Annotated in this window: 21 protein-coding genes and 1 tRNA gene; 3 read left to right on the top strand and 19 right to left on the bottom strand. The window is 41.6% G+C overall.

Features of this window, described 5'->3' with window-relative positions:
- Nucleotides 1-41 precede the first annotated feature (41 nt).
- The 14 genes from ACC612_RS13235 to ACC612_RS13170 form a co-directional block, all read right to left on the bottom strand.
- A complete protein-coding gene (locus ACC612_RS13235) occupies nt 42-371 on the bottom strand; it encodes a hypothetical protein (RefSeq protein WP_371855049.1) in 330 nt (109 codons plus the stop codon).
- A gap of 20 nt (nt 372-391) precedes the next feature.
- Complete coding sequence (locus tag ACC612_RS13230) at nt 392-1243, bottom strand: acyltransferase (RefSeq protein ID WP_371855048.1); 852 nt, start codon at nt 1241-1243, stop codon at nt 392-394.
- Nucleotides 1244-1347: 104 nt separating this feature from the next.
- Complete coding sequence (locus ACC612_RS13225) at nt 1348-1881, bottom strand: PUA domain-containing protein (protein WP_371855047.1); 534 nt, start codon at nt 1879-1881, stop codon at nt 1348-1350.
- 269 nt (nt 1882-2150) lie between these two features.
- Nucleotides 2151-3611: an RtcB family protein gene (locus ACC612_RS13220; RefSeq protein WP_371855111.1), complete on the bottom strand. Its 1461-nt coding sequence runs from the start codon at nt 3609-3611 to the stop codon at nt 2151-2153.
- A gap of 116 nt (nt 3612-3727) precedes the next feature.
- On the bottom strand, nt 3728-4168 hold the full coding sequence (locus ACC612_RS13215) for an archease (protein ID WP_371855046.1): 441 nt from the start codon (nt 4166-4168) through the stop codon (nt 3728-3730).
- Nucleotides 4169-4397: 229 nt separating this feature from the next.
- Complete coding sequence (locus tag ACC612_RS13210; protein ID WP_371855045.1) at nt 4398-4586, bottom strand: hypothetical protein; 189 nt, start codon at nt 4584-4586, stop codon at nt 4398-4400.
- Nucleotides 4586-6037: a molybdopterin-dependent oxidoreductase gene (locus tag ACC612_RS13205; RefSeq protein ID WP_371855044.1), complete on the bottom strand. Its 1452-nt coding sequence runs from the start codon at nt 6035-6037 to the stop codon at nt 4586-4588. Before ACC612_RS13205 ends, ACC612_RS13210 begins: the two co-directional genes overlap by 1 nt.
- The gene (locus tag ACC612_RS13200) at nt 6034-7185 is read right to left on the bottom strand and encodes a Coenzyme F420 hydrogenase/dehydrogenase, beta subunit C-terminal domain (RefSeq protein WP_371855043.1); all 1152 of its coding nucleotides are present in this window, start codon (nt 7183-7185) and stop codon (nt 6034-6036) included. Before ACC612_RS13200 ends, ACC612_RS13205 begins: the two co-directional genes overlap by 4 nt.
- A complete protein-coding gene (locus ACC612_RS13195; RefSeq protein WP_371855042.1) occupies nt 7186-7614 on the bottom strand; it encodes a hydrogenase iron-sulfur subunit in 429 nt (142 codons plus the stop codon).
- 2 nt (nt 7615-7616) lie between these two features.
- The gene (locus ACC612_RS13190) at nt 7617-9602 is read right to left on the bottom strand and encodes a 4Fe-4S binding protein (RefSeq protein ID WP_371855041.1); all 1986 of its coding nucleotides are present in this window, start codon (nt 9600-9602) and stop codon (nt 7617-7619) included.
- A 135-nt stretch (nt 9603-9737) separates the two neighbouring features.
- On the bottom strand, nt 9738-10652 hold the full coding sequence (gene hdrB / locus ACC612_RS13185) for a CoB--CoM heterodisulfide reductase subunit B (RefSeq protein WP_371855040.1): 915 nt from the start codon (nt 10650-10652) through the stop codon (nt 9738-9740).
- Nucleotides 10649-11185: a 4Fe-4S dicluster domain-containing protein gene (locus ACC612_RS13180; protein WP_371855039.1), complete on the bottom strand. Its 537-nt coding sequence runs from the start codon at nt 11183-11185 to the stop codon at nt 10649-10651. Before ACC612_RS13180 ends, hdrB begins: the two co-directional genes overlap by 4 nt.
- 178 nt (nt 11186-11363) lie before the next feature.
- Complete coding sequence (locus ACC612_RS13175) at nt 11364-11972, bottom strand: CDP-alcohol phosphatidyltransferase family protein (protein WP_371855038.1); 609 nt, start codon at nt 11970-11972, stop codon at nt 11364-11366.
- Between the two features lie 78 nt (nt 11973-12050).
- Nucleotides 12051-12602 (bottom strand): aldolase, encoded by a 552-nt coding sequence (locus ACC612_RS13170; RefSeq protein ID WP_371855037.1) that lies wholly within the window; start codon nt 12600-12602, stop codon nt 12051-12053.
- A gap of 71 nt (nt 12603-12673) precedes the next feature.
- Between ACC612_RS13170 and ACC612_RS13165 the strand changes: the two genes are divergently transcribed.
- Nucleotides 12674-12747 (top strand) — tRNA-Thr (locus tag ACC612_RS13165).
- Nucleotides 12748-12985: 238 nt separating this feature from the next.
- Here ACC612_RS13165 and ACC612_RS13160 read toward each other — a convergent pair.
- Nucleotides 12986-15721: a tetratricopeptide repeat protein gene (locus ACC612_RS13160; RefSeq protein ID WP_371855036.1), complete on the bottom strand. Its 2736-nt coding sequence runs from the start codon at nt 15719-15721 to the stop codon at nt 12986-12988.
- A 437-nt stretch (nt 15722-16158) separates the two neighbouring features.
- On the opposite strand from ACC612_RS13160, the gene ACC612_RS13155 reads away from it, so the two are divergent.
- Complete coding sequence (locus ACC612_RS13155; RefSeq protein ID WP_371855034.1) at nt 16159-17013, top strand: PHP domain-containing protein; 855 nt, start codon at nt 16159-16161, stop codon at nt 17011-17013.
- A gap of 131 nt (nt 17014-17144) precedes the next feature.
- Nucleotides 17145-17465, top strand: a complete 321-nt coding sequence (locus ACC612_RS13150) for a hypothetical protein (protein ID WP_371855033.1) — start codon at nt 17145-17147, stop codon at nt 17463-17465.
- A gap of 31 nt (nt 17466-17496) precedes the next feature.
- On the opposite strand, the gene ACC612_RS13145 is transcribed toward ACC612_RS13150, so the two are convergent.
- The 4 genes from ACC612_RS13145 to ACC612_RS13130 form a co-directional block, all read right to left on the bottom strand.
- Complete coding sequence (locus ACC612_RS13145; protein WP_371855110.1) at nt 17497-18279, bottom strand: nitrilase-related carbon-nitrogen hydrolase; 783 nt, start codon at nt 18277-18279, stop codon at nt 17497-17499.
- Nucleotides 18276-18764, bottom strand: a complete 489-nt coding sequence (tsaA, locus tag ACC612_RS13140) for a tRNA (N6-threonylcarbamoyladenosine(37)-N6)-methyltransferase TrmO (RefSeq protein WP_371855032.1) — start codon at nt 18762-18764, stop codon at nt 18276-18278. The genes ACC612_RS13145 and tsaA overlap by 4 nt, the downstream gene beginning before the upstream one ends.
- Nucleotides 18761-19363, bottom strand: a complete 603-nt coding sequence (locus tag ACC612_RS13135; RefSeq protein WP_371855031.1) for a hypothetical protein — start codon at nt 19361-19363, stop codon at nt 18761-18763. Before ACC612_RS13135 ends, tsaA begins: the two co-directional genes overlap by 4 nt.
- 74 nt (nt 19364-19437) lie before the next feature.
- Nucleotides 19438-19599: a hypothetical protein gene (locus ACC612_RS13130; RefSeq protein WP_371855030.1), complete on the bottom strand. Its 162-nt coding sequence runs from the start codon at nt 19597-19599 to the stop codon at nt 19438-19440.
- Between the last annotated feature and the right edge of the window lie 153 nt (nt 19600-19752).

Here is a 19752-nt window from a genome sequence, read left to right as displayed (position 1 = left end):
GCAGTTAAGTATTATTGGAATATATAAAGACTTGACGATGCTCAAAGAATCTTATGTGGTGGTTTCAATGCAGTGTATATATTGTACAGCAAGAATCCAAGAGATAATTCTAAAAAGAACATTGCAAAACTATATTTGTAACCAACATTTTCGGATACTGGAAATGGAGATATTAAAGGTTCAAAGAGGAAGAACAATAAACTTAGAGATAAGAAGTAGAAACTGAACTTAAGTTTGTTGTAGGCCACAAATAGGCGTGAGCGCACAACATCTGCAGTGTAATTGTTCAGTTCATAGCAGACAAGTAGAGCAAGGACAGACATAAAAATGCGCATGACAACATCCAGAGCAATAAGAAAAGTTGCATTCATACAAGCACCTGTATTTTGGATCAAACATCAAGTTGCATTAGTTGTTTATCGCTTAATTCTTCCTTTTCTTCCCTTTCAAAAACAATACCTTCAGAAGCTCTCATTACACCGTCCACTCTTGCAGACTCATGTATCCTTACAGTGCGTGCGTTTATTTCTCCCAGCACGTGAGATCCTTCTGAGATCCTGACCATACCCCTGGAAACAATATTTCCATGAATAGAATTGTCCTTGCCCAGATTTACATCATCTATGGTCCTTATACTTCCATAGAGTGTATTACCATCGCCCATCTCCAGTGAAGTGGAACGGATATTGCCTACAAGCCTGCAACCGTTTCCAATTACAGCATTAGATGGTACGCGGATGGAGTCAATAGAAATGCTGGAGCCGTTTGGAACTATCATTGCAGCAGAACCCATGGTTTCCACATTATCCTCAAACAGATCATTCAGGGCTTTTTCCACTTCTTCATCTTTACCAAGCCGCAGAAGCTCGCTTATGTAGAGGAAAAGATACACAATAACAGGCACAGGATTGCGTATGACTATCCAGCCTTTTGCTTCAAAACCCCCATTGATCTTTACGTCGTTACCTATATCCAGATCTCCTTTGACAATGAGTTTGCCATCGATGTTCACAAACTCACCCAGATAAGCATCTGTCTCAGTCTTGACATTACCGCCTATCCGAGACCAAATATCGATACGTACATCAGATCTACATATAAGGTCCCCGGCGAGTTCAACCCTTTCGCCCAGAATGGCAGAGTTAGCATGGATACCATACTTTATGTCGGAATGGTTGCCTACGATTACATCACCTTCCACGACAATAGTGTGCTCTTCCATCTTTGTATTGTCGGGGACCACAAAAGTCTTAAGGAGGGGTTCTTCGGCTATGATCTCACTTCCGGGAATGATGATATGGAGCTGCGGTTACGGCACACATGGTATAAATTGGCATGTATATATTATTAATTATCCTGTCTGCCTTTCTCTTGATCAATACCATTACGTACATCAACAGCTGGTCCTCTGCCTATGAATAACGCCTCATCTGGGGAAAGCAAAAGCTGACCTGTGGCAAGGAGCTTATCAGAACTATCGACTACAAGAACCTCTTCTCCCGCTCTTAGCTCTTTGTCCAAACTAATAATATGTTTTGCAAAAACGGTTTTACCTTTCGATACAAAGGGAACAGCATCATCACACACCACAACCCTATAAGAAGGAACATGAAGAACATTGTGTACCACCATAGCTCCATCAATGCTCAGTGTGAGCATACCATCCTTTGCCCTGACAGTAGCAATACGCTGTCCATTGTTCATTATTTGCCTGACACGGTTGGTCCTGGACAACAAAAAAGTCACACCATCTGGAAAAAGGGCTTTACCACAACCTTTCCCAAACTGGTAATCAGCTATGACTCTAACCTTTTTAAGGTTCTTATCTGCATCTTGCATAGCAGCTAAATTAGAAGTACCTTTTAAATGTATAGCGGTCATTTCGAATTAGAAGGTCCAAAATAGTTTAATTAATTGTGATATATAATTAGCATCAAACAGATTTAAATATAATAATGACTTATTAGTACTTGAGGAAACGGGAAAACTGCTTGTAAGCTGTATAACCCGAAAAACGTAACTGTAACCAAGCAAACCATTCATCCCCTCAAACAATACCCGTTTCCTCTTTTTCGTGTTGATTAATTTTACAATATTTTGCTTATTTAATGTGCACAGGAATTAGAAATAGTATAGAGTTGAGACTAAGCTCAACCCTTTACAACTCCGATAGGCATTAAGCGCGCCACTTTTCTTGCTATGCCCAGGTTATGAACTACATCCACCACATCACTGCTGGACTTATAGACTTCTGGAGCTTCCTCAGCTATTAGTGCTGGTTGAGTAGCACGAACAGATATACCCATATCCCCGAGTTCCTTCTGTATTTGCTCACCTCTAAACTCGTGCTTGGCATGAGCTCTACTCATAACTCTGCCAGCACCATGACATGCACTACCAAAACTGATATCCATTGCATCATGTGTTCCGTGCAATACATATGAAGCAGTACCCATGCTTCCTGGGATAAGCACAGGTTGGCCTACTTTTTTATATGCATCAGGAATATCAGAATGCCCTGGAGGAAAAGCGCGAGTAGCACCTTTTCTGTGCACGTAGACTGCTCGCTTTTTACCATCTATTTTGTGTTCCTCAAGTTTAGCCACATTATGTGCCACATCGTACACGAGATCCATGCCTAGTTCATCCAGATCATTATGGAAGAACTCCTGGAATACTTCTCTTGCCCAATGCATTATCACTTGTCTATTAACCCAGGCGTAGTTGGAGGCACATACCATGGCTCCGAAATAGTTCTGAGCCTCAGAAGAATCTGTAGGTGCACATGCAAGCTGCTTGTCCGGCAGATCGATCTTATATTTTTGCGTTGCCTGAGTAAGAGTTCGCAGATGATCAGTACATATCTGATGACCTGCACCCCTTGAGCCACAGTGTATCATGAATGTGATCTGCCCTTTTTCAAGACCAAAGGCCTCAGCAGCTTGCGTGTCGTATATCTCATCCACATACTGGATCTCCAGAAAATGATTGCCGCTGCCAAGAGTGCCCAGCTGTGGCCTGCCTCTCTGGCGTGCTTTGGTGCTTACCTGTTTGACCAAAGCTCCATCCATCATACCGTGGCTTTCACACCTTTCCACATCCTTGGACACACCGTAGCCATTTTCCACCGCCCAGCGGGAACCATGTATGAAAATGTCGTTTAGCTGATCATCATTAACTCTCAGGCGGCTTTTGGAACCCACACCTGAAGGAATTGCATGGAACAATTTTTCAAGCAGATCTTTTATTCCTGGCCTTACATCGTTTTCTTGGAGGTTGGACCGAATAAGCCTAACACCACAGTTGATATCAAAACCTACACCTCCAGGACTGATGACACCCTCATCTCTATCAAAAGCCGCAACCCCGCCTATAGGGAAACCATAACCTAGATGGGCATCAGGCATGGCCATAGAATACTTTTGTATGCCTGGCAATGCAGCCACATTGGCCACCTGATCCAGAGTGCCCTGTTCCAGCAGATTAAGAAGCGGCGAAGACAGAAACAGGCGTCCTGGAACGCGCATGCCCGGCTTATATCCCCGAGGTACCTCCCAAGTATTATCATTGATCTTAGTAAGCTTAGATGAAATATCGTTATCTTCAGACATGAATATCATATTCCTTGAAACTTCTTTTGGATTCTCCCATCCCATATATAAATTAGAGGCTGACATCTAAAACGGTGTTGGTTCAATATTTGACCTCACGAAGGGTGAAAGCGGGCTTATGTGTCTACTGTAGCCTGTAATACCCATCCATTTTCTAATTTCTTCACTTGCATAGCGTTAAAAGTGGCTGCTTTTACCTCAGTGTCGAATACATGCCTGGAGAGATCAATAAGTTCACCGTAAACGGTAGCTGTCAGATGAAACTGCCCTTCCTTCTGTTCTATGCTATGCACTCTGAAATCACCAAATATTAGATTTTCCGCATCCATAAGGAACAGGAATTCTGAAAGCCAATCAAAGAGTAAACCGTCAATATCTTCTGCAACCAGGTCGATATCATACGATAGTCCATGAGATATTGTATTAGTATTGATCATAACGTTGAACATAGCAAGAGCCGCATTTTCAAACGCTTCCTCGAGGGTTTTGCCATATGCAAGGAACTTGGCGTCTGCAGTGTGGTCAAGATATTCATATTTCTTAAGGTCAGCAGGCATGGTGAGTAATAGTAGTAAGTGTATTTAAACTGTGTTTAAGCTGAGAAAGTTTATATTCACAGTCCAGACCAATAATCAAAGACGCACAAGCAAACCAGTAATAGCCATAGTCTCACTAAAAAACATAAAGAAAGTTGAAGCTAACTGAAGCATGCTAACGATTATCCTATTATAAATTGCAGCATCTTTATGGCGTACCAAAAGGATGCTGCAAGTGACAAAAATTGAATTAATGGCTTTCTGCGTATCTCTGGGCCAATGTTGCTCTCTTGAGTCTGTGCTGTACCTTCTGCTTATCCCAGCCATAACGTTCGCACAGGAATACAATGAGCCTTTTCTTTGATGCACCTTTAAGGTTGTTAGCCGCCATGATTTCATCAACAAAGGCTTTCTGCTGTTCCTTATCGAGCTCTGCCATCACGATCCCTCCACTTTTACATTGATTGTATTTGATAAAGATATAGGTAATTTTCTGGCAGTCAGTATCATGCCGTCGGGCAACTTCTCAATGCTGTAACGCATCTTTATGGTACCTTTATCAGAAGTCAGGCTTATCTTGCCGCCCTTTTTCAATTTAAGATCTTTTACCAGATTGAGGTTGATAATCACAAAATCATTATCATCTGGCTGGTTGGACCACATGAATGGATTATAGAGATATTTCAGTACGTGTCCGTCAGTATGTGGTGCTGTAACTAAATTCTCTATCTTACAGAGCCCAGATTTTGGTATTTCTTTTGTAAGAGCAGCCTTAACCTGTTCATGTAATTGTTCGTACCCAAACTCTTCGGATCCCAGCTCTTTGTTAAGAAAAGACAGCGCTTTTATACCAGTAACATCAGTTCCACTGTTTTCCTGAAACCTTCCCTCACTATTCATAAATGTCCCGGCCTTTCTGTACAAAGGTTCTGTGGAAATAACCACATCAGCTATTTCAGTCACCAGGCTCTTTCTTGAACTTATTACTATGAGATTATCAAGCTTTTTGAGCGATTCCATAGTTTCATCCGTGTCTGGCATGAGTTCAATTGGATCACTGTCAAGAAGAACAAGAGTTTTGATATTTCCTTTTTTGATATCATCCATCAGCTGAGAAAGCCCATGTGCATCATTTTTAACTTGTGAGAGCCGATTAACACCTTCACTGTTCACAAAAGGCTTCATAGCAAGCATCTTTGCTCCTGTCTCAAGTGAGAGATTTATCACTTGGCCAATGTCATTAGCATCTGTATGGGGATGCAGATCAGTTATGATAACAGAATTATTATCAAGCCCAAGCTGACCATACTGTTCGGGAGCTAGAGATAGATTCTCATCTGCAAGATGAAGTTCTTTCGTTCCTACAGAGATAATATGTGAGTTGTTGCGCTTGGCAGCAAGCAACCTCCTGACCAGCAGAGGATATTGCACATAAGGATCTATGAAAAGAACTATCTTATTAGCGTGTTCAATATCCTGGAATGACATCCCTTCAAGATAAGAGTGACACTCAGAAGGCAGTTTTGAATAGGCTTGTATGCCTGTATTTACCACAGAACCCAAGGTCTGTGCTATCCTCCCAAATGCAATGTGCTCTTCACATGTGGTATTTCCAACCGAAAGCATGGCAACCTTTTCTGCACCTTTGAGTCTTGCAGCAGCGTCCCTTATGGCGTCTTCCTTACTTGAACCTGGTCCATCTGCCTTGCTAAATGATCCTGATGAATAGTAATGAGGAAGCTTCATTCCAAACCTGCATAATTTACCCAGGTTCACAGGATTGCTTTTGAGGAAATCAGTGCTAATAGCGCCCTGATCATCCTCCCTTATATAAAGGCCGCAACCTATACCGCAGCCTGGACATACTGTCTGATATATTGATTCTTTCATTTCAACATCACCTCCAAGAAGGGAGGCCTCTTTAGATCCATACCAGGCACATAATTGCGTTTCTTCTGGGCAGGATTTGCAAAACGTCTGAAGATCGTGGTTACAGGAATATCAACAGGACATACATCCGCACACTGACCACAGCCGATACAGCTGTCAGAAAGATGAAGAAGCCGGACCATGTGATACATACTCATTTTATAATTATCAGCAAGATTGTGGAACATAGTGCATTTAGAATCCGGTCCACATGAGCATGCAGGACAGACTTCTTTACAGGCGCCACAATCAATACAATCTGCAAACTGATCTATGTAATATTTGAGGCGGTCTTTGTCAGGTATCTCGTCAAAGACCTTTTCTTTCCATTCACCGCCCAATTTCAGCATAGCGCTGTTGACCTTTTCTCTGATGGAGATGGATTTTTCATCGGCAGGGCGCACTTCCACATAACCTGCTTCAATAGCAGTATCAAGCAGAAGCTTACCCTTCTCGTTCATTACTTCACAGAAGGTAGCACTTCCGGCCAGCTCACCGATAACACCCCAGTTGCCGCATGCAAGATCAGCACTGACAGGTATTTTCACATCACAGTAACGGCAGCTTTCACGCCTTCCATATCCTTCTTCCTCAAGTTTGTCAATTGGTATGGATTTCTCCTCACCGCTTTTCGTTTTGAAGATAAGCTTACCTTTTTCGATCTCCTCGCCAACAACGTCCTCGGGATCGATCTCATACATTTTTATGAGCATTTCCTTTGTAAGCACAGGGTGCATTGATCCTCCGCAATTGAGTCCCACGATATAGGTGTTGCTTAGGTCAACGCTATTACGTTTAGCCTGCTCAATTACACCGCGTACATCACATGGCTTTCCTGGCATAGCTACCTTTTTACCGACTACGTATTTTGCCAGATTAACAGGAACAGCATGCATACTGCCTCCTGAAGACAATACTTCCTGAACATCATCGGTGATCACTGGAACTGCTTCGTATTCATCTATGCGCTTAAGTATGACTACGCCTTCGACCAATCCTTTCTCAAGAGCAGCAGCCAGAACAGCAGTAACTAACCCTCCGGATGCTCCTTTGCTACGGACATTCGGATCAGTGGCATAACCCAATAACCGGTCTCCAACCTCGACCATCTAGTTCACTCCTTCAGGTTTTAATGGGCTTGGACCTAATTCCTTAATTTTTGCAGTGACATCCCGCACAAAATTTGCAAACTTTTCTCCCTCACTTGCACTGATCCAATTGAGCTGAAGCCTTTCAGGTTCAAGTCCAAGTTGCTTTACCATCTCTTCAAGGAATTGGTATCTTACCTCAGCTTTGTAGTTACCATTAACATAATGGCAGTCACCTAGATGGCAGCCAGTAACTAATACAGCGTCTGCGCCTTCAAGGAAAGCATTAAAGACATGCATTGGGTCGATACGTCCTGAACACATGACCCTGATGATCCTTAAAGAGGAGGGCTGCTGGAACCTACCCATACCCGCCGTATCTGCACCGCCGTAGCTGCACCAGTTGCAGCAGAAAGCTACTATTTTTGGTTCCCATTCTTTTTCTGCCATTTTTATTCTCCTTCGAATGTGAAAGCACTCTTTACCTGAGCAAGAAGCTGTTCGTTCTTGAAGTGATTTTGCTGCAATGCACCTGTGGGGCATGCTGTTGAACAGGTTCCACAACCCTTGCATAGTGCCTTGATAATATTCAGTTTTCCATCATTAAGAGACAAAGCCTGGAAAGGACACATTGGTACGCATATACCACAGCCTACACAGATGTCATCATCCACCTCAACAGTAATACCTTCTGTTGTTGCCTTACCTTGTGCAAGATACCTAGTTGCTCTGGCAGCACAGGCACTTCCCTGAGATACTGAGTAGGGGATGTCCTTGGGGCCCTGGGTCACGCCTCCGATGAATATACCATCCAGAGTCGTATCAACTGGTTTGAGTTTTGGATGTGCTTCCATCATGAACCCATCTGCTGCCCTGCTGACCTTTAAGATTTGCCTTATATGCTCTGAACTTTCGCTCGCAACTGCACCCACGCTGAGAACAAGCAGATCAAGCTCAAGGTTGTAGAGGTTGCTTGTCAGCGTATCTTCAATGCGTACAGTTACAGTACCATTCTTATCCTCTTCCACCTTACCCGGCTTTCCGCGGATGAATTTGATGCCCATATCTCTGGCTCTGTCATAGAACTCCTCATAGTTCCTGAAAGGTGACCGAATGTCCATGTACATTATATAGACTTCAGAATCCGGATATTTTTCCCTGATAAGCTGTGCATCCTTCAATGCATACATACAGCAGAACCCAGAACAATACCTGTTACGATTCTTGTCCCTGCTACCCACACACTGGACAAAACCTATACGCTTTGGTGGTTTTGCATCACTGGGACGGACCAATTTGCCCATGGTAGGTCCACTGGCATTGAGAAGACGCTCCAGCTCCATACCTGTGACAACATTATCACATAGACCGTAACCAAAGTCGTGTTTTGGTTCCGGATCGTAGATATCATAACCTGTAGTAACAACAATAACGCCTACTTCAATATCAGAGAACGTTTCCTTTTGTTCCATATTAATTGAGTGGCTCTCACATGTCTTGATACAGGCACCACAGTCTATACAGACAGACCTGTCCACAACTGCCCTTAGTGGAACTGCCTGGGGGAATGGAACATAAATAGCTTTACGGGTTCCTATACCTTCATTAAATTCAAAGTAAGGTACCTCTACAGGACATTTCTGCACACATAATCCACAACCAGTACAAGTAGTTGTGTCAATAAAGCGCGGTTTGTGCTTTACCTTGACTTTGAAATTACCTACATAACCATCCACTTCCTCTACTTCGGAATAGGTCATGAGTTCAATATTTTTGTTCCTTGCAATTTCAACCATCTTTGGTCCAAGGATACAGATACTGCAGTCATTGGTGGGGAATGTCTTGTCAAGCTGAGCCATTTTTCCACCAATAGAGGGATTCTTCTCAACCAGGTATACTTTGTATCCCATATCAGCAATGTCAAGAGCAGCCTGCATTCCTGCAACACCTGCACCAATGACAAGAGCTTTATTCGTGACAGGAACTTCATTGGATTGAAGTGGTTCGAGAAGCCGGGCCCTGGAAACACCCATGCGTACCAGTTCACTTGCTTTCTTTGTGGCGCTATCCTTATCCTGCATGTGTATCCAGCTGCAGTGCTCCCTGATATTTACGAATTCAAAAAGGTACGGATTAAGACCACCTTCTTCCACACATGCCCTAAAGATAGGCTCATGAGTCTTGGGAGTGCATGAAGCTACAAGAACACGGTTAAGATTATGATTCTTTATCGCCTGTTTGATCTCTGACTGTCCTGCGTCACTACAGGTATATTTATTGACCACGGAGTGTACAACATCGGGTAATGTGGCAGCATAATCTGCCACAGCGCGGCAGTTAACAACACCGCCTATATTCGTGCCGCACTCACATACAAAGACTCCGATTCGGACGTCTTTCGCATTTTCAGTTTCAGTGATTGATTCGTCTTGGGCCATATTTTATCTCCGGGCTGATCCGGTAGCATAGCTTATATGATCATTAATTGCCAGTTATCTGTAAAAGATTAGTTTTATAAATATATGCATGGTTTAAAATGTGATATATAATTAAAAGTATATATGGTGCTGACATTACGTTGTAGCACATATTTTATCACAAGTTATCATTTTTATCTTATCAATAAAACTAGTACTATCGATTACATTAAGTGAGATACCCAGTTCTTCAGGAGAGAAACCCATGGCAAGTCCCAGAAGTTGCATATAATGCAATGCAGGGAGATGATAGTTTTTTCCGAATTTCTGATTGATCTCTGCCTGACCCGCATCAAATTGCAGGTGACAGAACGGACATGCATTGACAACACAATCTGCTCCGGCCTCTGTCATGTGCTCGAGCTTTTTTTCTGCCATCTTCAAAGTTGAATCGAGAATTGCAGTCCTTGCCCCTCCTCCAGCACCACAGCAGCTGATCTTATCTTCGTAGTCCACGCTTGTGGCACCTGTTGCTTCCACAAGTTCATCAAAGAATGTAGGGTTTTCAGCTATCTCAACATGTGATTCCTTCAGTGGCTGAATTAGATGACATCCATAGTGCACAGCAACTTTGAGGTTCAATGGATTCGTAACAGCTTCTCTTATCCTGTCAGTACCGACTTCCTGATAGAGATATTCAATTACATGCCTCACATCCTGGGTGCCTTTAAACTCGCGCCCGACCTCTGAAAGCTTCAAATTGACATCTTTTTTAAGATTTGGATCCTCTTTAAGCATGTCATTGACATCCTTAAGAGTACTGAAGCATCCGTTACATACAGTAAGAATGTCATCATTCTTTCTTTCAGACAGTGTGATGTTCCTCGATGCCAGAGTCAACCATGTAAGTTTATCAAAGGACTTGAATACTCCCGGAGCTGGGCAGCATGATGCTCCTTCAAGGTCTGCAAGACCTATGCCTAACTTTGAGAACACTTTTTTGGTTGCAGCTTCTATACCAGGATATCTGTTAGGTGCGACACATCCCAAAAACAAGGAAAGTTCGGTCATGCCTTTCCCTCAGCAAAAACCTGGTTACAAGTCTTGAAAGCCATTGATTTAATTGTAGGTAAGTTTTCTTCAGTCTTTTCAGCAACTAACTGGTCAAAGCCAGAAAGATGCAACAATATCTTGACTTCAGCAAGCTGTTTTTCTGAACTTGCCACAGTTGGAGGCAGTTCGCTCAGACCCAAGTTCAGCCTTCTCTTTTTGGCTTCTTCATTCACTGGAACTGCATGGCCGCTGGCAATAAGCATCTGAGCGACTTTTCTGTGTGATTGCAGCATGGTCCCATTGTGAACTGCGGCTTCTCTGATAGCTAATACAGCATCAACTATTTTTACGCCCTGAGGACAATTATCCTGGCACTTATAGCAGGTCGTACAGTAGAATATGAAAGGAATATTCATCTGCCCTTCACTATTTTTACCAATTTTTTCCAACTGCAGGAATCTGCGGATTTTGTAGGCCTGTTCTTGTTCAGCCATCGGGCAAACAGCGGTGCATTGCCCACATTGGTAGCAGCGTTCAATATTTGATGTCATTTTTAAAGCACCCAACCTTCATGATAAATGATTAGTTTTGTTGACAACTATCGTACATGATTATCTATTATATATCTTTCGGGGCTGTTTCCATCATAATGATGATGAGACCACACAGTGCAATAAAAAGATCTACAGTTGAGAAGTAAAAAACAAGTCAATGGAGAAAATAATTAATTTAGAGTTGTTGCCAGATATGCCAGATGCGCTGGAAAGCTGTAATGTGGCTTGTAATCGCAATTATTACCATGACCCAGCCCAAGGGATTGAACATGAATACTTGATGAGGGTATGCAAAATAGATCAAAGATGCTGCCATGATAAGCAAAAGCCGGTCTGCCCTTCCCATTATACCTCCATAATACCTTCCAAGATGCAGAGCCTGAGCCTGAGTTCCAAGGTAACTGGTGATGAGGACACCCACTATAGCAATGACCCCTATCTGCCACTGCACATGACCTGCAAAGAAGATGCTGCAAATAATTATGACATCGGCATAGCGGTCTATTACATGATCAATAAAGTCTCCTTTTGGACCGGCTGTTTTGAGATATCTTGCCATAAGACCATCAATAGCATCAAATACAGAGTTGAGGAAAACCATAAAAGCACCGGCCAATACTAAGAAAGGATTTGAAAACGAGTAATAATAAAAAATCCCGGATAATACGGCAAATATCAGCGAGAACAGAGATATCTGATTTGGAGTGATACCTGCATCTGCTACCCTATGTGCAAGGGGTGAAATTAACTGCGTAACATATGGACGTAGGGAATCAGAAGTCATGTGTGATGCTATAACGGCTTTTTCAGATTAATGTCTTTCTTTCGTTTTTCTAACTGGAACTATTTTTTGAGAGTCAGTTTACTTGCGCATTAGGTCGTGCATGTACTTGATGCGGCAGGAGTGCTCCACTTGCGTGGTGAGCACGTAAGCTTCATCGAGAACCCTACCAATAGCGAATGTACCGTGCCCATGTACAATAGCAGCTTTGTAAACAGAGAGGGCTTCCACAAGGTTGCCGGCAAGCTCCCCGGAGCCGATACCACCCTGAACTATAGGAATATCACCGAGAAAGTACCTGCCTTCACTATCAAGTGGGGCGATGCAGCCTTCCCCCTCTAGCAAAGACATGGTTACAGCATAGGGACAATGAGCATGCACTATGGCTAATGCTGAAGTGTTGTTGTAAATAGCCCGATGAACCACAGTTTCGGAAGAAGCAAGCACATCCAGAGCACAAGTGCCGCATACGTCCACTTCTATCACCTTGTCAGGTGTAAGCTCATCCAGTGCGCTACCACTTCGGGTAATGAGCATCTTGTCCCCCATACGAACACTGATGTTGCCAAAATATGACTCCACAAGACCACCCTGCACCAGCTTTCTGCCTATCCGAGATATATCCTGCCACATGATCACACCTGAAAATACCATAAAATTTATCTGTTATTATGCTATGTAGAGCATACAATCCATAAATATATGCCTCGGTGGCTCAGCCCGGCAGAGCGAGTGACTTGTAATCACTAGGTCGCGTGTTCAAATCACGCCCGGGGCTTTTGGATTTTTTGAGCTGACGTTTAAATATTTTATAATATATGTGTATGCACATACACACATATTGCAAGCAGGTGTACATCTGCATATATCTCTTTGTAGAAAGTGTAGTTAAATCTTTTATAATTGTATTATGAGAATTTAAAATGATTGTAGTTGGACCTTCCTGATACCTTCTTCAGAACCCATATAGAAAAAGAAGAGTAGATTCGATATGATGAAAAAAAGAGAAGGAAAAATCAAGCCTCTCCAATTCTCAATTTATTCGCGTTATCGTACATCCACTTGGCATCGTCGCGCCTGCCCATGCGTTCCAGCACAGAACCCAGATTTTCCATTGTAGTGGCCGCATACTCATTGCATGAAGTATCATCCGGGTTAACACCAGTAATATCCATATACATCTGCAAAGCTGATTGGTACATATGCTTTGCATCCTCCAGCCTGTCCATGTTCCCAAAAAGAGTACCCATATTATCCAAAGTACAGGCTGCATGCACCATGTGCTCTGTGTTGTCAGGCTCCTGATCAAGCAAATAGTTATAGATCCTCAAAGCATCCTCAAGCATCTGCTTTGCTTCCTCCTTTTTACCCATCTTGGCAAGCAATGCACCCATATTGTTCATGGCTACAGCAGCCTTTCCAGCATGTTTGTAGGAAGATTCGAGCTGATAAAGTAATTCATATTTATCCAGAGCCTGATTAAGAATCTCATAAGCATCCTTTTTTCTATCCAGGCTTGCTAATAACGAAGCCTGATGATCAAGGGAAGTCGCAAGGTCTTCGACAAGCCCTGCATCCTTAGGATCAAGTTCACACATCAGAGAATAACTCTTAGAGATCTTCTCTTGGCATTTGAGTTCCCTTTCCTTGTCACCAATGGTTGGCAAAAGAGCCGTAAGCTCCTTCAGGACCGCATAAGTACCTTTAAGATGATGCTTGTTACCTGGCATACCTAGTAGCAAGAGATAATTGTCAAGAGCTTTCACTAGACTCTGTCTCGCTTCGTCCACATGCCCAGTGTCAAGCAACATGCTTCCCATCTCTTTTTCAATGGCTGCAAGATTACGCCTATGTTCAGAGTTTGAAGGCTCAAAGCCAGCAAGCGCAGTATATCCTTTAACAAGGAATTCCATGTCCTTCAGAATACTACCTGACCGTCTGTTAAGATGCATATCAGCTTCCAGATTTCCCAGTACAACTGCAGCTTTTTTAAGCAAACCTTCCCTTGACTTATCGGCAGAATATAGTTCCAGATATAGATCAAATGCCTGCTCATATCTTCCTTTATCAAGTGCCAGGTCGGCTAATCTTTCCTGTGTATCCATAATGCTCCCATTCTCTGCGATAATTTCAGGCTCAACATCTTCCTCTTCCAAAATATCACTTATTTCATAAGAGATGACATCAAGTTCATCATCTTCCGTAATGCAAGACATGTTTGCTTCTATCATTTCAGGCTCAACATCTTCCTCTTCCAAAATATCACTTATTTCACAAGAGATGACATCAAGTTCATCATCTTCCGTAATGCAAGACATGTTTGCTTCTATTAGATCTGACAAATCAGATATTTCTGATGAATGATCACCCATATTCATAAGTTCTCGGTATATGTCTATAGCTTCAGTAAGGTTTCCGATAGCAATTTCACTTTTTCCACTATTCAGCTGTGCCCTTCCGAGAGCTTCCATTATCTTCGCCTTGCACAACATACCTTGAGAAGGGATCGTGTACATGCCAAGCTTGCTATGCAGATCTAGCAGTTTTTCGAAAAATATCGGATTTTCATCATCTGATTTTTCGGATAATATTTCACATGCATGCATGAGGCAAGAATAGCCAAGGTCAATGATAGGAAGATCCTGTTCCTCTGAGGAAGAGGATATGATAACAAAAGCACCGTCCAGTTTTTCAAGACCTTCCGTAACTTTGCCTTGAGAAATGAACAATTTTCCAAGATTCAGATGTATAGGAATGATAATTGAAGAATACTTCTCAGATTTCAGCTCATTCTTCAATTTGAGCAGTATATCCAGTGCTTCCTCATATTTGTCGACGGCTTCTTTTTCCTTATGCAGCCCTTCAAGAAGATCGGCCATGTTACTCAAAACTAATGCTTTTTCAACATTAAGATCAGCATTTTCTGGCTCTACACCTGCAAGTTCATCATACATCTGCACCAGAGAGTTGTAACTTTGCAATGCCTCCTCCTTTCTGTTCAGAGATACCAGTAAATGAGCCATTCTATTGAGAACTGAAGCAACTCTTTCTCTGTAAAGATCTGGCATATGACCCTGATCGAGCAGGGAGAAATAGATATTAAGTACCTTTTCAAGAGCCTCTCTTGCCTGTTCAGGTTCTCCTTTCTCACTCAACAAATTAGCAAGATTTTCCAGCACCATGGCCTTTTTCTCAAAGCAATGGGTATAATTCTCTGCAACACACTGCTTGTTATCAAGCATTTTTAATGCTTTATCGAACTTCCATTGAGCCTCATCAATCAGGCCCATATCTGCAAGCAATCCGCCCAAGTTGTTCAAAGTAGAAACCATATTGGATCGAATCTGCACATTTCGTGGAAATTCTCTGCGAAGCTCCCTGTAAAGAACAATAGCTTTCTCGTACACAGCCTTAGCTTCTGCTTCTTTTCCTCTATCCACAAGCATAGACCCATACTTGCTAAGAGTAATAGCTAATTGCTCTTTAAAAGAGGGATTACCTTCAACCAGCCGTTCTAATTTTTCAACTGCATGAGAATATTGATCAAAAGCTTCATTCTCATCACCCATAGTCTGCAGCAGTTCTCCAAGGTTCTGCATGACCGTAGCCAGAAGAGCTGGAGATGAAGCACTCCATGAATGATCTTCTGCCCTTTTGAAATTCTCAAGTGCTTCTGCATGAAGGCCTTTCTCCTTCAAAGATACCCCTTTATTGAGGTATCTTATAGCCATATCTCTTTCTCTGCTAGACATATCTATTCATTCAGCTTTTATCTGTTATAAAATCAAGTTCATACTATAAGTATCCTATTCATTTTAATATATGACAATGTGAAATTCATATGCCTCTGAACTTTTTTATATTAAGCGAATTATACATACGGGGAGTTTTATATACTAATTAAAATATATTACTGATTACTCGAGGAGAGGAAAAACGTGAGAGAAAACTATCCAATAGGCGCTGATTCAGTGCTGGAACGATACGCTAACTGCAATCCCATTTCAACTTCGAAATATGGGATAAAATCTTGCAAAAGCAGTTATTATAAAAAACGATCACCATTCTAGAAAACAGAATCAATATAGCCTATACATTTTGCTATAATCTATTTACATTAAATTCATTATAAGCCAACAGCAAAAAATACGAGTGAGGTGTTAGTATTCAAATTATTTCAGATATGCACATGCATACCATCTATTCCGACGGAGACCTTTACCCCTCAGAATTAGTCACAAAAGCAAGGGATATGGGATTGAAAGCTATCAGTGTCACTGATCATGATACGATAGATGGACTTGAATCTACAGAAAGGGAATGCAAAAAATTGGGACTACAATTTATTCCGGGCATAGAGTTCACAACTAACTTTGACCCGCTGGGTATTGAAATACATCTACTAGGTTACGGTTTTGACCAAGATGATGCATATCTTCAAAAGAAGCTTGAGATTACAAAAAAGCGTGCATGGAAATATGCTGATGAACTTGTGGACCTGCTATCTTCCCATGGATGGCTTGTTGACTACGCACGTATTGAAGCAACAAAGGGCATTATCACAAAGCATGATATTGCACTTGCAGTTGTCAACAGAGACATGTCCACTTATGAATTTCATGACTTGTGGCTCACTGAAAAGTCTCAGTGCTTCATAGATGTTGAAAAGTTCCAGATAGAAGAAGCTATTGACATAATTCATAGAGCAGGTGGAAAAGCTATTGGAGCACACTTGATCCGTACGCTGGACCAGTATAACAGTTTGCCATTACTTGCTGATGTAGTGGACCATTTCGTAAAGTGTGGTATTGATGGTTTCGAAGTATTCTATGGAAAAAACAACTGGCAACAAGTCAAATCTATGCTAGAACTATGCCGTTCATACGGTTTGCTCATGACAGGTGGCTCCGATTACCATGGCCCTGGCAGGACTGGCAGATGCCCACTTGGGGGATACAATATCCATAACTTCCACTATGATCAGGAAAAACTCATAAAGATGCTCTCAAAATCCCCGATAGCTGTGTCCGAATCTACAGTGTAGGGCTATCTGTAGATCAAATAATTCTTATTTAAGGACCTGGCCTATTTCATTTCATCACTTCTTTTTACAGTCACAGCAAAAATAAGATTAATATACAATTTAGGAGTTGAGTAAAAGGGAGTTGATAACACATGCCTTCAAGCGTTACAGTAAATTCCAATATATGCGGGTTTGTGCACAAAGTTCATGGAAAACTGGACGGGAAGAATATTATTATCGATATTGAAACCCCCTGTGAGAAAATAAAAAAAATGTCTCACGTGGAAATTCCCATCATGGAAACAATGGCTATAAAAGATAACTATGTAATGAACAAAGCCCAAGAATTACAATGTACACCTATCTGCCTAGTCCCCTGTGCTGTGCTGCATGTTTGTAGAATGGAATCAGGAATGCTTTCCAAAACTCTGGCTCGTAAAATGGGAAGCGTCAGCATAAAATTTGATGAGTGAATTGAAAAAAGTTTCGTCTTAATAAAAAAGATCAATAAAGGTCTGCACGCCTGTCTAAGAAAACAGGAATATCTGATCTGACCTTTGAAGTATTCTCAGTATCAATTGCATGCATAATGATACATTCTTTATCATCTGCCTCTGCAAGCACATTCCCTGCTGCATCAATGATAAGAGAACCTCCAAAGAATGAGGAAGTGGGAGAAGAACCGACTACGTTGCAGGCTATGTGAGGCATCTGATTCTCAATAGCTCTGGCAAGAGCAAGAGTCCTCCATGCATGTTTTCGTGGATTCGGAAACTGAGCTATAGTAACCAGAAAGTCAACACCTGCAAGGGCTAGTTTCCTGGCAACTTCAGGAAAGCGCAATTCATAACAGATCTCCAATCCAATTGTAAGACCATATTTTTCAAGAGTAATGGGGAGGATGCTATCCCCTGCGGTAAAATATTTGCGTTCCTGTTTGAAAGGATGAGATTTGCGATAAATACCTATGAGCTTTCCATGTTCCACACAGAAACCAAGATTGTAGTATGCAAAACTATCTGAAATAGACTGCTTTTCAATGATAGAGCCTATAATAACACATTCTTTGTTCTTTGATAACTCAATAAGTTCATCTAGAGACGGATATGGAGAAGACTCTGCAAGAGAAGTTATTTTTTCATAACAAAAGCCAGTAGAGAAAACCTCTGGGAATATGACGATATCGGCACCTGATAACACAGCCTTCTCTGCCATAGTTATTGCTTTCTTTAAGTTGTCAGCTTTTGAACAGTGTGCCACTTCCATTTGCACGCATGCTATGTTTATGCAGGTCGTACCCTATCACCTGTTACATCTTCTATAAACGGCTTTATATCCAGGACCGGAGTGCCATCAATAACATCCAGACCCCTGACAGTAAGTACATTCCCTTTAACTTCCAGCAATTCCACTAACGTAAGACCTATACCATTAGGTCTTTTAGGAGACCTTGAAGCAAAAACACCAGACATCTTACCATCATAACGACGCTTCTGTATTAGTTTGTAATCTTCTGAGCGGTCAAAATAAAATAACACATAGATTTTAGAGAAATCAGTTATATTTTTAAGACCATCCTGTAGCTCTACTTTCAAGACTATATGTGATATCGAAGAATACATATTCTCATCAAAAACAGCTTCTTTGAACTTATTATGCACATATCCAATGGGCTGCATTTGAATAAGAGAATTTTGCCTATCTTCCAAATTATCACTGCCTGATAGATTACTATTTAGACCAATAGATGATGCATTCACAAATGATATCATAAAAGCTTTGTTTGCTTTGTCTTAGGAGTAAGCCCGCTTATATCCACAAGATCCTTTATAGTTTCCAGCAGCACCATATTTGCCATAGTGACCATTTTTGCATCTTCGGCCTCTATTTCATATGCAGGATCGTTTACAGGTATTGAAATCCTTGTGATCCCACTACGATAGAGTTTCAGGTTCTCATCCCTTGAAACAGTTACCATGCAGGAAGAAGATTCCAGGTAATTAGCTACAGTCTTATTATTGATACCAAGATGTGCAAGTTCTTCCCTGAACACTGGTCGCTTAAATAACTTAGACAGAATACAAACAGCAAGAGGGAGACGTATCTCCATATCCAGATTCTTTATCTGATCACCTATAAGAGAATAAATGTCTGTTGACTTTTCCTGAGATTCTAGGCGTTTGTATACTTTGGACGGCGGGACTTCAATTTCCTGCAATTTCTTAAGATCACGAAGGGCCCGCAAGTATCCCGTCAATACCAGCCTATGCTCAACGAAACCCTTTTCCTTAAGTTCCCTGGTGATAGCACTTATTGACAATTGTCGATCTGCAAGCACATCATTTATCTTTTCATTAAGATTCTGTGGCATGGTATCTGACAGATTGGTAACAGAATTGGATATATTTATCGGTCTGTGAAAGAATAGAGTGAGATGGTATATTACTAAGGGATATAATTTACATGAGCTACACCCATTTCTACTTCTGAATTTTTTATGTTAATGATAATATACCCACTGCTTGGATAAAATATATCTTGAGAAACAGGCGGATTTGAATCTACTGTAACTTTTACATTGAACATATCATTAGTTATTACGTTCATAAAAGCATGCCAGTCCTTATCAATATTAGGGTCCTTGTAGTATCCTCACTCAGCAAAGGCTTGTAAAGCCTTCTTTTCATTAATGCCGAGGTTTATGGTCATCCCCACTAAAAGTACAGCCAGAGAGCAGTATTTTTGAACAGATCTCCTTGT

The sequence above is a fragment of the Methanomethylovorans sp. genome (genome assembly GCF_041447285.1).
GTDB lineage: Archaea > Halobacteriota > Methanosarcinia > Methanosarcinales > Methanosarcinaceae > Methanomethylovorans.
Note: the sequence above shows the minus strand (reverse complement) of the source record. Positions and strands in the feature narration are given on the sequence as shown.

Excerpts from the sequence above, each read along its gene's own strand:
- ACC612_RS13235 (WP_371855049.1), bottom strand. The coding sequence starts at position 371 with ATGAATGCAACTTTTCTTATTGCTCTGGATGTTGTCATGCGCATTTTT.
- ACC612_RS13225 (WP_371855047.1), bottom strand. The coding sequence starts at position 1,881 with ATGACCGCTATACATTTAAAAGGTACTTCTAATTTAGCTGCTATGCAA.
- ACC612_RS13220 (WP_371855111.1), bottom strand. The coding sequence starts at position 3,611 with ATGTCTGAAGATAACGATATTTCATCTAAGCTTACTAAGATCAATGAT.
- ACC612_RS13215 (WP_371855046.1), bottom strand. The coding sequence starts at position 4,168 with ATGCCTGCTGACCTTAAGAAATATGAATATCTTGACCACACTGCAGAC.
- ACC612_RS13210 (WP_371855045.1), bottom strand. The coding sequence starts at position 4,586 with ATGGCAGAGCTCGATAAGGAACAGCAGAAAGCCTTTGTTGATGAAATC.
- ACC612_RS13205 (WP_371855044.1), bottom strand. The coding sequence starts at position 6,037 with ATGAAAGAATCAATATATCAGACAGTATGTCCAGGCTGCGGTATAGGT.
- ACC612_RS13200 (WP_371855043.1), bottom strand. The coding sequence starts at position 7,185 with ATGGTCGAGGTTGGAGACCGGTTATTGGGTTATGCCACTGATCCGAAT.
- ACC612_RS13195 (WP_371855042.1), bottom strand. The coding sequence starts at position 7,614 with ATGGCAGAAAAAGAATGGGAACCAAAAATAGTAGCTTTCTGCTGCAAC.
- ACC612_RS13190 (WP_371855041.1), bottom strand. The coding sequence starts at position 9,602 with ATGGCCCAAGACGAATCAATCACTGAAACTGAAAATGCGAAAGACGTC.
- hdrB (WP_371855040.1), bottom strand. The coding sequence starts at position 10,652 with ATGACCGAACTTTCCTTGTTTTTGGGATGTGTCGCACCTAACAGATAT.
- ACC612_RS13180 (WP_371855039.1), bottom strand. The coding sequence starts at position 11,185 with ATGACATCAAATATTGAACGCTGCTACCAATGTGGGCAATGCACCGCT.
- ACC612_RS13175 (WP_371855038.1), bottom strand. The coding sequence starts at position 11,972 with ATGACTTCTGATTCCCTACGTCCATATGTTACGCAGTTAATTTCACCC.
- ACC612_RS13170 (WP_371855037.1), bottom strand. The coding sequence starts at position 12,602 with ATGTGGCAGGATATATCTCGGATAGGCAGAAAGCTGGTGCAGGGTGGT.
- ACC612_RS13160 (WP_371855036.1), bottom strand. The coding sequence starts at position 15,721 with ATGTCTAGCAGAGAAAGAGATATGGCTATAAGATACCTCAATAAAGGG.
- ACC612_RS13155 (WP_371855034.1), top strand. The coding sequence starts at position 16,159 with ATGCATACCATCTATTCCGACGGAGACCTTTACCCCTCAGAATTAGTC.
- ACC612_RS13150 (WP_371855033.1), top strand. The coding sequence starts at position 17,145 with ATGCCTTCAAGCGTTACAGTAAATTCCAATATATGCGGGTTTGTGCAC.
- tsaA (WP_371855032.1), bottom strand. The coding sequence starts at position 18,764 with ATGATATCATTTGTGAATGCATCATCTATTGGTCTAAATAGTAATCTA.
- ACC612_RS13135 (WP_371855031.1), bottom strand. The coding sequence starts at position 19,363 with ATGCCACAGAATCTTAATGAAAAGATAAATGATGTGCTTGCAGATCGA.
- ACC612_RS13130 (WP_371855030.1), bottom strand. The coding sequence starts at position 19,599 with ATGAACGTAATAACTAATGATATGTTCAATGTAAAAGTTACAGTAGAT.